The organism is Azotobacter chroococcum (assembly GCF_004339665.1).
In the GTDB taxonomy this organism is placed as follows: domain Bacteria; phylum Pseudomonadota; class Gammaproteobacteria; order Pseudomonadales; family Pseudomonadaceae; genus Azotobacter; species Azotobacter chroococcum.
The window spans coordinates 58,656-70,927 of record NZ_SMMU01000009.1 but is presented as its reverse complement, the minus strand read 5'-3'; the positions used below and the strand labels follow the sequence as shown (position 1 = coordinate 70,927).

Sequence of the window (12,272 nt, the reverse complement as noted above, 5' to 3'; positions counted from 1 at the left end):
TTTTTGCGCGGGGTTAGGCGCGAGGAGAGAAGTTTGGTCATTCCAAATGAACGACGAGCAACGACGCACCGCGCAAAAACAGGCCCGTCCCTGCGGGTTGCGCGGCAAATGGCGCCATGCGTCGTTGCGGGACTTGGCAAGGGAATGCCATTCCCTGCGTCCCGCGCCTCGCCTGGCGCCATTTGGCGCAGCAACGCGGCTCGCGGAGAGTAGTGTTAACAGGCCCTAGACCGGGGCCGCGGCGGACGCGGTCCCGGTTTCGGCCCGTCCCCCGGCGGGCGGGGGACGGGCCGGGTTTCACTGGACGGTCACGGTGATCTCCCTGCTGGTCAGGCTGCTGGTCAGGGTCACGGTCCTGTCGGCCGGCGGCGCCACGGCGCTGTTGCTGGCCTTGATCTGCCAGCGGCCGTTCTGGCTCGGCGTGGCCGTTCCCAAGGTGACGCCATCGACCAGCACCCGGATGCTGTTGCCGGTCACCACGCTGGTGGTGCCGCGGATGTCCCAGCTCCAGCGGTTGGCGTTCTTCGCCTGCACGGTGGCCCTCTGCACCGCGAGGTTTTCCTGCACCGCCGCTGCCGTGACCGCGACCGTCACGCTGGCGACGTTGGAGACGGCGCCGAGGCTGTCGCGGACCTGATAGCTGAAGCTGGTGCTGAAGTTCGCGGTGACGCCGCTCGGCGGGGTGTAGGTGACCTGGGTGCCGTCGGTGGCGAGCGTGCCCTGGCCGCTGGCCGGCTGGGTCAGGTTGACGATGCTCAGCGGCAGGTTGCCCTCCGGATCGTTGTCGTTGACCAGCACGTCGATGCTCACCGCTGTGCCGTTGCCGATGGCGCTCGCCGTGTCGTTCGCCGCGACCGGAGCCTGGTTGGGCGCCACGCTGACGGTGACGGTGGCCGGTGTCGACTGGCCGCCGCGGGCGTCCTGGACCCGGTAGGTGAAGGTCGTGACCAGCTGGGTCGTGACCGTGGCCGGCGGTGTGTAGACCACCTGGGTGCTGCCGCTGAGGGCGGTGCTGCCTTGCCCGTCGGCCGGCTGGGTCAGGCCGACCACGCTGAGCGGCGTGTTGCCGTCCGGGTCGCTGTCGTTGGCCAGCACGGCGATGGGCACCGGCACGCCGGCGCTGGTCGTGGCGCTGTCGTTTTCCGCCACGGGGTCCTGGTTCGGCCCGACGACCGGGGCGCTGCCGACCATCGTCACCGGCTCGCTGTCCACGCCGCCGGCGGAGGACTTCACGGTGACGCTGGCCGGCGGCTGGGCCAGGTCGCTCACGGTCAGGGTCTGCAGGGTGCCGGTCTTGGCCAGGAGCCCGTAGCCCTGCGCGGCGAGGTCGGGAAGCGCGGTTTCGTCGCTGGAGCTGGCCTCGATGGTCAGGCTGCGGTCGGCCCAGGCGTAGCGGGCGGTCCTGATCTTCACCACGTCGCTGAGGCGCGCCGACAGCGCGGTCGGCCGGGTCGTTCCCGACGGATCGCTGGCGGTGAGCACCACGAAGGGCGGCAGGCCCTGGCTCGGCGGATTGCTGGCGAAGAAATGCCCGTTGTTGTCGCCGGTCAGCTCGGCCCCCTCCAGACAGGGCGAGGGCGGAGTGCCGTCGACCAGTTCCAGGGTTTCGCGGTAGCAGAGTTCGGCGCCGTTGGCGGAGCTGGCGAACAGGTCGAGGCGGGTGCTTGCGGTCGTGCGCCCGTAGGTGGCGCGGCCGACGCTCAGTGCGGTCGCCGGGCGGGCGTCGCGCACCTTGCCGGACAGGACGAACTGGTCGGTCTGGATGACTCTCCCGCCGGGGCCCTCGATGCGCACGAAATTGTTGCCGGACAGCCCGCCGGTCACGGTCGTCGGTACGTTGGGGTCGCCGATGAAGGTTTCAGGCAGGTTGGTTTCCGGATTGACAGCCGTGACCTGGCCGGCCGTGCTGGTCAGGAAGGGGCCGACATCACCCTGCAGGGCGCCGCTGAAGTCGCCCGGCGCGCCGATGCCGATGTCGCGGGTGATGTTGATCGCCCGCCGGCCGGCGGTTTCGACCTGGACCGTTTCCACGCCGTAGGGGTGGGTGATGGTGTAGGTGCCGGCCACCGGCACCGAGGCGCGGATGCGGATGCGCGCGAAGCTCTGCTGGTCGCCGTCCCTGGGCTGCTCCAGGGCGAAGGCCGCCTCGATGGCGGCGACGTAGACCTCCAGTTCGAGGCCGCCGTTGTCGGGGATGCTGGTCTCGGCGAGGAACCAGAAGAGTTCCGGCGGCCAGTTGTCCGGAAAGACCATCGGCTGGGTGTCGTCGTAGACGCCCGGCTCGGGGAGCAGGGTGCAGAGATAGGCGCCCGGCGTTCCGGACGGGCTGAGCGCCTTCGACTGGCAGAGCTCCAGGCTCAGCCCGTTTTCGTCCTGGTACCACTGGGGAAAGCCGCCGGTCGCAGGGGTATAGGGGCCGGGGTCGACGGCTGCGAGTTCGGCCCGGGCCGCGCCGGCCGCGACGGCCAGTCCGAGAGCGCCGAGCAGTAATCCTGTCCGCTTGTTCATGATGCCTCCTGGCAATGTGGGTGCGCTGCCGGTCACTGGACGATGAGCACTTCTTCGGTGTCGCTGCCGCCGTTGGCGGAGTTCACCGTGACCCGTGCCGGGGGGATGGGGCTGATGCCGGTGTCCAGGCGCTTGAGCGCGCCGTCGCCTTCGACGGGCTGGTCGAGCTGGCCGATCGGCGTGCCGCTGGCGGCGTCGCTGGCGGTCAGGACGGGCTGCGCGATCCGGTCGCTGGAGCCGGCCACGATCAGCAACTGGCCGGAGCCGGGGTTGTACTCGGCCCGCTCGATGGTCACCTGGTCGACCAAGATGGTGGGCAGGGTGGTCGCTGCATTGGGTGGGCTGGCCGCGCTGTTGTCGGCGCGGACCTCCAGTTCGGCCAGCGGCGTCGGCGCAGAGCCCGACTGGCCGTACCAGTGGCCGGTGCCGTCGGCCTCGGTCATCTCGACGCCGGCGCCGGCGCTGTCCCTGAAGCTGGCCAGGCCGGGCGGCGGCGGGGCCTGGACGAACAGGTCCTGGCTCTGCAGCGTCACGCCGCTTGCGTCGGTGTCGCGCGAATAGGTGCTGCGCTGGATGATCAGCGGAGTCGGCCGCTGCACCGTGGAGAGCTTGCCGGAGACGGCGAAGACGTCGGTGCGCAGGTCGAGGCCGTCGGGGCCCTGGATGCGCAGGTAGTTGGTGCCGAACGGGCTGCCGGTGACCTGTTCCTCGAGGTTGGGGTCGCCGACGAAGCGTTCGAGCGTGCCGGTGTCCGGGTCGGTTTCCTCGTAGGGGCCGTTGACGCTGCGCAGGAAGGGACCGACGTCGCCCTTGAGGGCGCCGCTGAAGTCGCCCGGTGCGCCGATGCCGATGTCGCGGGTCAGGTTGATCGCCCCCACGCCGTCGGTTCCGAGGTCCTCTGCCGTGACCTCGAACACCTCGACACCGTAGGGGTGGGTGATGGTGTAGCTGCCGGCGCTGGTCAGGTCGACGCGCAGGCGGATGCGCGCGAAGCTGATCTGGTCGCCGTCGACCGGCTGTTCGGTATTGAAGGCGGCCTCCAGGGCCGCGCCATAGCCGAGGTTGACGCCGCCCTGCTGGATGAAGGCATCGGCGGTGAACCAGAAGGCCTCGCTGGGGAAGTTGCCGGGGAACACGATGTCCGCGGTATCGTCGAAGACGCCCGGTTCGGGCAGCAGCGCGCACATGTAGCTGGGGGCGTCGGGCGTACCTGGCACCCGCGAGCTGAGCGCCTTGGACAGGCACAGGTCGAGCACCCGGCCGTGGCTGTCCTGGTACCAGGCGGCGAAGCCGGCGGTGTCGTTGCCGTAGGGTCCGCTGTCCACGGCGAACAGCGCCGCCTGGGCGGGATTGCCTGCCGCGAGGCCGAGCAGGGCTGCGGTCGCGGCTGTCGAGAAGGTTCTGCGCATGAGTCTCTCCCTGATGATGAGCAGGGCCGCTCGTGGACTTCTGGACTGCCTGTACACACCACTGGCTGGCTGCCATCAGCCACGGGCAACTTCCATACCAGGCCGCTCCGTTGATGCGAAACGGCGAAGCGGCAAGGCTTCGGCGGGCCTGGCGCCGCTGGAGGCCGGGGGTAGGGGCTTGCGGATATACCCGGAATTGGGGGGGGGGCGGGGGCGGATGGGGGAAAGCGGGCGTGCCCGGGGCCGGGCACGCCCCAGGGGTCAGCGGGTCGCCGCCTCCCGCTCGCCGCGGGCCGGGTGGCGCCAGCGGTAGAAGACCTTTTCCAGCTCCACCGCCAGGCACACGCCGACCGCGCCGAGCAGGCACCAGCCCCAGGCGTTGAGGCTGAGCGCGGCGGTGCCGAACAGCTGCTGCAGCGGCGCCCAGTAGGTGAAGGCCAGTTGCAGCAGCAGCAGCAGGAACACCATGGCCCAGACCATGGGGTTGTGGCGGACGCCGAAGTAGGCCGGCTCGCGCAGGCGGCGACAACTGAACAGGTAGCCGATCTCGCCGGCGACCAGCACGTTCACCGCCAGGGTGCGGCTTTCCTCCAGCGTCCAGCCCTGCTGCTGGGTGAGCAGGAACAGGCCGAGGCTGGCAACGGTCAGCAGCAGCGACACGCAGAACACCCGCCAGAGCAGCCAGCCGCTGAGCAGCGGGGCCTTCGGATCGCGCGGCGGCTGCTGCATGAGCCCGCGTTCGGCCGGCTCGAAGGCCAGGGTCAGGGCCAGGGTCACGGCGGTGATCATGTTGACCCAGAGAATCTGCAGCGGGGTGATCGGCAGGGCCAGGCCGAGGGCGATGGCCACCAGCAGCACCATGGCCTGGCCGCCGTTGGTGGGCAGGATGAACAGGATCGACTTCTTCAGGTTGTCGTAGACGGTGCGGCCCTCGGCCACCGCCTGCACCAGGGTGGCGAAGTTGTCGTCGGCCAGCACCATCTGCGCCGCCTCCTTGGCCGCCTCGGTGCCCTTGATGCCCATGGCGATGCCGATGTCGGCGCGCTTGAGCGCCGGGGCGTCGTTGACCCCGTCGCCGGTCATCGCCACGCGGGCGCCGCAGGCCTGCAGGCGCTCGACCAGGCGCAGCTTGTGGGTCGGGCTGGTGCGGGCGAACACCGAGGTTGCGGTGAGACGGGCGTCCAGTTCGGCATCTCCCAGCGTATCGACTTCGGCGCCGATCATCGCCCGTCCCTCGCCGAGGCCCAGGCGCTGGGCGATGGCGCCGGCGGTGGCGGCGTGGTCGCCGGTGATCATCTTCACCGCGATGCCGGCGCTCACGCATTCGGCGATGGCGCGGATGGCCTCCTCGCGCGGCGGGTCGATCATGCCTACCAGGCCGAGGAGGATGAAGCCCTCGTTCAGGTCGTCCTCGTCGAGTTGCTGGCGGGCCTGCTCCAGCGGCCGGATGGCCAAGCCGATCATGCGCAGGCCCTGGCGGGCGCCCTCGTCCAGGCGCTGGTGCCAGTAGCGCCGTTCGAGCGGCTCGTCGCTGCCTGCCCGCCACTGGCGCTGGCAGACCTCCAGCAGGCGTTCCGGGGCGCCGAACTGGTAGATCAGGCCGTGCCCGGCGTGGTCGTGGTGCAGGCTGGCCAGGCTGCGCCGTTCGGCGCTGAAGGGGATGGCGTCGACCCGCGGCAGGCGCTGGCTTTCCTGGGGCAGGTGTAGCCCGACCTTGCCGGCCAGGGTGAGCAGGGCGGCTTCGGTGGGGTCGCCGGCGATGCCCCAGCCGTCCGGCAGGTGATGCAGGCTGGCGCTGTTGGCGAGCAGGCCGGCGCGGGTCAGTTCGAGCAGGTCGTTGGCGGTCTCCAGCTCGCACAGCCGGCCGTCGTCGCAGTGGATGGTGCCGCGCGGCGCATAGCCGACGCCGCCCACCTCGTAGCTGTGTTCACGGGTGAAGACGCGCTGCACGGTCATCTCGTTGCGGGTCAGGGTGCCGGTCTTGTCCGAGCAGATCACCGTCACCGCGCCCAGGCTCTCCACCGCCGGCAGGCGGCGGATGATCGCCCGGTGGCGGGCCATGCGCTGCACGCCGAGGGCGAGGATGATGGTCAGCACTGCCGGCAGCCCTTCGGGGATGGCCGCCACGGCCAGGCCGACCGCGGCCATCAGCATGTCGCCGGCGGAGTAGTCGCGCAGCAGCACGCCGAAGGCGAAGGTCGCCACGGTCAGGCCGAGGATGATCAGGGTGAGCTGCCGGGCGAAGTGCGCCATGTCGGCCAGCAGCGGGGTCTGCAGGCGCTGCACGTCGCCGAGCAGGTGGCTGATGCGGCCCAGCTCGGTATGCCCGGCGGTGGCGACCACCAGGCCGACGCCGCTGCCGGCGCTGACCAGGGTGCCGGAGTAGGCCATGCTGCTGCGGTCGCCCAGGCTGGCGGCGGCGCCGACCGGCTCGCGGCCCTTGTCGCTGGGCAGGGATTCGCCGGTCAGCGCGGCTTCCTCGATGCGCAGGTTGCGGGTGTCGAGCAGGCGCAGGTCGGCCGGCACGCGGTCGCCGGCCTCGAGCAGGACCAGATCGCCCGGCACCAAGTGTTCGGCGTCGACCACGCTGACCTTGCCGTCGCGGCGCACCCGGCTTTCCTGGGTGAGCATCTTCTGGATGGCGCGCATCGCCTGTTCGGCCTTGCCTTCCTGGACGAAGCCGACCACCGCGTTGATCAGCACCACGCCGAAGATCACCGCGCTGTCCAGCCACTCGCCGAGGATCAGGGTGACCCCGCAGGAGGCCAGCAGCACGTAGATCAAGAGGTTGTGGAACTGCAGCAGGAAGCGCTTGAGCGGCCCATCACCCTTGCGCTGCGGCAGGCGGTTGGGACCGTGCTGCTGCAGGCGGCGCTGGGCTTCGTCGGTACTGAGGCCGTCCGGGCCGCTGTCCAGCGCGGCCAGGCTGTCCTCGGCCGCTCGGGTGTGCCAGTCGCTGTGGGGGTGTCCTTGCATCGCGTTCCTCGTCCTGTCTGTCCATCGTCGCGGGTGCGCCGGCGCTGGCTGGGTGCTTTCTTGCTCCCGTTCCAGCCGCATGTCGTCGGCAGTCGGACAACATAGCGCATTCGGCACGGCAAGCGCCGTTCATCGACTGTTTCCGGATTGTGCCGGAATCCGGCCGGCCCTGCGCCTCGGCGAGTACGACATGAGCTGTCGCGCGCTGCTGGCATGCTGACTCCATTCACCGGCACCCCCGCATGGAGTCTTTCACGATGCTCGCACTGGAACGGATTCAACCCTGGATGCTGCTGCGCGACAGTCGCTGCGGCACCTTGCTGCGCGTCCTCCGGGTCGGCCCGCTGCTGGCGGGCAGCATCGCCGTCGACGGCCAGGATCAGCTGGGAAACCCTGCGGAAATAACCCTTTCGCGCAGCGACGAGGCCCACCTGCAGCCGCTGGACGATGCCCCGCGCCTGAAGCGCGATCCCGCCGCCGTGCTCGGCTGTCTGCTCGGCGGGGCGGTGGGCGATGCCCTCGGTGCGCCGGTCGAGTTCCTCCACTGGGCCGGGATCGAACGGCAGTTCGGCACGCGCGGCATCGTCGATTTCGTCCCGGCCTACGGCCAGCTTGGCGCCATCACCGACGACACCCAGATGATGCTGTTCACCGACGAAGGCCTGCTGCGCGCCAGCCGCCGCCTTGGCGAACCGGCCGGCAACGCCAGCAAGGGCTGCGGCGGAGTGATGCGCGTGGCGCCCTGCGCCTTCTTTCCCAACCCCTTCGACAAGGCCGCCGACTCCGCGCGCCTGACCCACGGCCATCCCACCGGCTATCTGGCCGCCGGGCTGTTCGCCGACATCCTCGCGCGCCTCTGGAACGGTGAGGACTCGCTCGCCGCCGCCACCCAGGCCAGCCTCGCCGCGCACGGCGGGCGGCCCGGCATGGAGGAAACCCGCCGCCTGGTCGGGCACGTCCTCGCGCTGCACGCCGAGGACATGAGGCCGACGCCCCGGCGCATCGAGCAGCTCGGCGGCGGCTGGGTCGCCGAGGAGGCGCTGGCCATCGGCCTCTGGTGCGCACTGTCGGCCGACAGCCTCGAGGAGGGCGTGATCCGCGCGGTCAACCACGGCGGCGACAGCGACAGCACCGGGCTGATCGCCGGCCACTTCCTCGGCCTGCTCCACGGCCACGAGGCCATTCCGGCGCGCTGGCTGGACCAGTTGGAGCTGCGCGACGCGATCGAGCGCATCGCCCTGGACATCAGCCTGGTACCCGCCAGTTACCGGAATGACGGCAGCGAGGCGAGCCGGGCGATCTGGGAGCGGTATCCGGGGTGGTGAGGGGGCCTCCACCAAGAACCGGATAGCCGCAGCTGGAGTGGCACCGCGCCAGTCTGGTCCATCGCCTGCGTCACATTTTTACCTCCGGGTACATCCGCAACCTTGCCCTCGCCCGGCAGGCCGGTAGCATCGGGCTTTCGCAATCGAGGAGTCAGGCATGCGCGCGCGACTGGAAAGCTGTTTGCAGAGTATCGACCGGGTGTTGCTGGGCAAGGAGCTGCAGGTGCGTCTGGCTCTGACCTGTCTGCTGGCGCGCGGCCATCTGCTGCTCGAGGATCTGCCCGGCATGGGCAAGACGACCCTCAGCCATGCGCTGGCCAGGGTGCTGGGCCTGGGTTTCCAGCGCATCCAGTTCACCGCAGACCTGCTGCCCGGCGACATCCTCGGAACCTCGGTGTTCGACAAGGAAAGCGCGCAGTTCGTCTTTCATCCGGGGCCGATTTTCTGTGAGCTGATCCTGGCCGACGAGATCAACCGGGCCACCCCGAAAAGCCAGAGCGCGCTGCTCGAGGCGATGGAGGAGGGGCAGGTGACCATCGAGGGGGCGACCCGGCCGCTGCCGTCGCCGTTCTTCGTGATCGCCACCCAGAACCCAGTCACCCAGGGCGGCACCTTCGCCCTGCCGGAGTCGCAGCTTGACCGCTTCCTCATGCGCCTGTCGCTGGGCTATCCGGCGCGGGCCGCGGAAAAGGCGCTGCTGCTGGCCGGTTCGGGACGCCAGCGCCTGCCGGAGCTCGAGCCGGTCCTCGACCATGCCGCGCTGGCGGCGATCCAGGCGGAGATCCCCCGGGTGCGGGTCAGCGATGCGCTGGTCGACTACGTGCTGCGGCTGGTCGAGGCCACCCGCAGCCAGCCGCAGTTCGCCTGGGGGCTGTCGCCGCGGGGCAGCCTGGCGCTGCTGGCGGCGGCCCGGGCCTGGGCCTATCTCGCCGGGCGCGACTACGTGATCCCGGAGGACGTGCAGGCGGTGCTGCCGGCGGTGGCCGGCCACCGCCTGCGCGAGCGGGCCGACCCGGCGGGACAGGGCGGCGGCACCTTGGTGCAGTGGCTGCTGCGCGAGGTGGCGGCAGTCTGATGCTGGCCGAATCCCTGAAAGGCGTCCGTCCCCGCTGGCCGGGACGGATCGTCCGCGCCGCGGGCGGCGTGCGGCTCGACCGCAGCTGCATCTTCATCGTCCCCAGCCGCGTCGGCCTGGCCTTCGGCGTGGCCCTGCTGCTGATGCTGCTGGCGGCGATCAACTACCGCAACAATCTGGCCTATGTGCTGACCTTCCTGCTCGGCTCGGTGTTTATGGTCGGCGTGCTGCACACCTATCGCAACCTGGCCGGGCTGCGCCTGCAGGCCGGGGCGCCGGCGGCGCTGTTCGCCGGCGGGCAGGCGCGCTTTCCGATCCGTCTGGACAGCGACGGCCGCGCCCGCCAGGCGCTGGCGCTGGGCTGGTCGAGCGGCGATCTGCAGCTGCACGACCTGCCCGCCGAGGGTTCCGCCAGCGTGGAGCTGAGCCTGCCCGCGCCGCGCCGCGGCTGGCTGCCGGCGCCGCGCCTGCGGGTCGAGAGCCGCTTCCCGCTGGGCCTGATGGTGGCCTGGAGCTGGATCGACCCGGGGCAGCGGGCGCTGGTCTATCCGCAGCCGCTGGCCGGCGATCTGCCACTGTCCGCCGGCGCGCAGGAGGCGGCCGAGGACGAGGGCCGGCAGGCGTGCGGCGAGGGCGTGGACGACTACCAGGGGCTGCGTGCCTATCGCCCCGGCGACTCGAAGCGGCGCCTGGACTGGAAGGCCTACTCCCGCGGCCGGGGCCTGTTGGTCAAGGATTTCGCCGCGCTGGAGGGCAGCGAGTTCTGCCTTGATTTCAGCGCGCTGGCGGGCGACGGCGAAAGCCGCCTGTCGCTGCTCTGCCACTGGGTGCTGGATCTGTCGGAACGGCAGCGGCCGTTCGTCCTGCAGCTGCCCGGCCAGCGGCTCGGCCCGAACAGCGGCGAGGCGCACCGCGAGGCCTGCCTGCGCGCCCTGGCGCTGTACGGGGAGGCGTCATGACGACGGCGAAGTCCGGCGCGGCGCTGCAGCCGATTCCGCGGGTCGGCCTGACCTGGCTGCTGGTCGCCCAACTGCTGGTGGTCCTGCCGCACCTGGGGCATCTGCCGCTGTGGATCGTCGGTCTCTGGCTCGGCTGCGCTGCCTGGCACATCCAGATCTTCCGCATGCGCGCGCCCTATCCCAACGGCTGGATCAAGGCCGGGCTGATGCTCGGCACCGGCTTCGGCGTGTATCTCTCCCGCGGCGGGCTGATCGGTCTGGAGGCCGGGGTGGTGCTGCTGATCGCCGCCTTCATCCTCAAGCTGGTGGAGATGCGCAGCCGGCGCGACGCCCTGGTGGTGATCTTCCTCGGCTTCTTCGCCCTGGCCACCGCCGGCCTGTTCGAGGACGGCATCCTCGCCGCGCTCTACTACCTGTTGCCGCTCGCCGCCCTGCTGGCGGCGCTGATCGGTCTGCAGCAGAGCGCTTTAGCCGCCGATCCCTGGGCCACCCTGCGCCTGGCCGGCAGCCTGCTGCTGCAGGCGGCGCCGCTGATGCTGCTGCTGTTTCTGTTCTTTCCGCGCATCGAGCCGCTGTGGAGCCTGCCCGGTCCCCGCGAGCGCGGCGTGACCGGGCTGTCCGACAGCATGACGCCCGGCGACATCGCCGAGCTCGGCCAGTCCGGCGCGCTGGCCTTTCGCGCCAGCTTCGAGGGGCCGCTGCCGGAGCGCAGCCGGCTCTACTGGCGGGCGTTGACCCTGGAGCATTTCGACGGGCGGCGCTGGTCGCAGGTCCCGGAGGCGGCGCAGGTCGAGCCGCCGCTCTGGGAGAAGCGCGGCGCGCCGCTCGCCTACAGCATCGTCATGCAGCCGAGCAACCGGCCCTGGCTGTACAGCCTGGACGTCGCCGAAGGCGGGCCGGACGATGCCCGCCTGCTGGCGGATTTCCGCCTGCAGCAGCGCCGCCCGGTGACCCGCCCGCAGCTCTACCGGCTGACCTCCTGGCCGGATGCCCAGCGCGAGCCGGAGGGTTCCGTACCGGCGCTGCAGCGTGCCCTGCAGTTGCCGGAGCGGGGCAATCCGCAGAGCCGCGCCTGGGCCGCCGAGCTGCGCCGCCGCCATCCGGAGCCGGAGGCCCTGGTGCAGGCGCTGCTCGGGCATTTTGGCCGCGAAGCCTTCCACTACACCCTGAAGCCGCCACGGCTGGGGCGCGACAGCGTCGACGAATTCCTGTTCGCCACCCGTCGTGGCTTCTGCGAGCACTTCTCCAGCGCCATGACCTTCGTGCTGCGCGCCGCCGGGATTCCCGCGCGGGTGGTCACCGGTTATCAGGGCGGCGAGTTCAATCCGGCCGGCAACTATCTATTGGTGCATCAGTTCGATGCCCATGCCTGGGTCGAGTACTGGCAGCCGCCGCGTGGCTGGACCACCGTCGACCCCACCTTCCAGGTGGCGCCGGAGCGCATCGAGCGGGGGCTGCAGCAGGCGCTCGGCGAGGAGCAGGGCTTCCTCGAGGAGGCGCCGCTGTCCCTGGCGCGCTATCGGAGCATCGACTGGCTAAACCGATTGCGTCTGTCCTGGGACAACCTGAACTACGGCTGGCAACGCTGGGTGCTCGGCTATCAGGGCGAGCAGCAGATGCAGGTCTTGCGCAGCTGGTTCGGCAAGGCGGACCTGCGCCTGCTGGGGCTGACCGCCGTTGCCGCGGTCGCGGCGACGCTGCTGCTGGTCGCGCTCTGGCTGTTCAAGCCCTGGCGGCGCGAGGGCGATGCACAGCAGCGGCTGTTCCAGCGCTTCGAGAAGCTGCTGGCGCGCCATGGCCTGTACCGAGCGCCCGGCGAGGGGCCGCGGGCCTTCGCTGAGCGGGCGGCGCAGCGCTTGCCGGACCATGCCGGGGCGATCCGCACCTTCGTCGAACTCTTCGAGGCGCAGCGCTATGGCGGCCAGCAGGGCGCGCCGGGCGAACTGGGACGGGCACTTCGCCAACTGCGCCGGGCGCTGCCCTGGCGCTCCGGCGAGGAGTGACTTCGGTCTGGCCGGCG

7 protein-coding genes are annotated in these 12,272 nt (G+C 70.9%); 4 read left to right on the top strand and 3 right to left on the bottom strand.

What is annotated here, in order from left to right:
- Window positions 1–297: 297 nt before the first annotated feature.
- From EV691_RS10135 to EV691_RS10125, 3 genes are all read right to left on the bottom strand, one after another.
- Complete coding sequence (locus tag EV691_RS10135; protein WP_131302950.1) at window positions 298–2,508, bottom strand: Ig-like domain-containing protein; 2,211 nt, start codon at window positions 2,506–2,508, stop codon at window positions 298–300.
- A 32-nt stretch (window positions 2,509–2,540) separates the two neighbouring features.
- Window positions 2,541–3,917 carry a hypothetical protein gene (locus EV691_RS10130; protein ID WP_131302952.1) on the bottom strand — a complete coding sequence of 459 codons (1,377 nt, stop codon included), beginning with the start codon at window positions 3,915–3,917 and terminating at the stop codon, window positions 2,541–2,543.
- 261 nt (window positions 3,918–4,178) lie between these two features.
- Window positions 4,179–6,893, bottom strand: coding sequence for a cation-transporting P-type ATPase (locus EV691_RS10125; protein ID WP_131302954.1), 2,715 nt, complete (start codon window positions 6,891–6,893; stop codon window positions 4,179–4,181).
- A 257-nt stretch (window positions 6,894–7,150) separates the two neighbouring features.
- Here EV691_RS10125 and EV691_RS10120 point away from each other — a divergent pair, with 257 nt between their 5' ends.
- The 4 genes from EV691_RS10120 (at window position 7,151) to EV691_RS10105 (ending at window position 12,255) form a co-directional block, all read left to right on the top strand.
- Entirely contained in the window at window positions 7,151–8,218 is a 1,068-nt protein-coding gene (locus tag EV691_RS10120) for an ADP-ribosylglycohydrolase family protein (protein ID WP_242672695.1), read from the top strand.
- 157 nt (window positions 8,219–8,375) lie between these two features.
- A complete protein-coding gene (locus EV691_RS10115) occupies window positions 8,376–9,293 on the top strand; it encodes an AAA family ATPase (protein WP_131302955.1) in 918 nt (305 codons plus the stop codon).
- Window positions 9,293–10,252, top strand: coding sequence for a DUF58 domain-containing protein (locus tag EV691_RS10110; RefSeq protein ID WP_131302957.1), 960 nt, complete (start codon window positions 9,293–9,295; stop codon window positions 10,250–10,252). The genes EV691_RS10115 and EV691_RS10110 overlap by 1 nt, the downstream gene beginning before the upstream one ends.
- Window positions 10,249–12,255, top strand: a complete 2,007-nt coding sequence (locus tag EV691_RS10105) for a transglutaminase TgpA family protein (RefSeq protein ID WP_131302958.1) — start codon at window positions 10,249–10,251, stop codon at window positions 12,253–12,255. The genes EV691_RS10110 and EV691_RS10105 overlap by 4 nt, the downstream gene beginning before the upstream one ends.
- Window positions 12,256–12,272 lie beyond the last annotated feature (17 nt).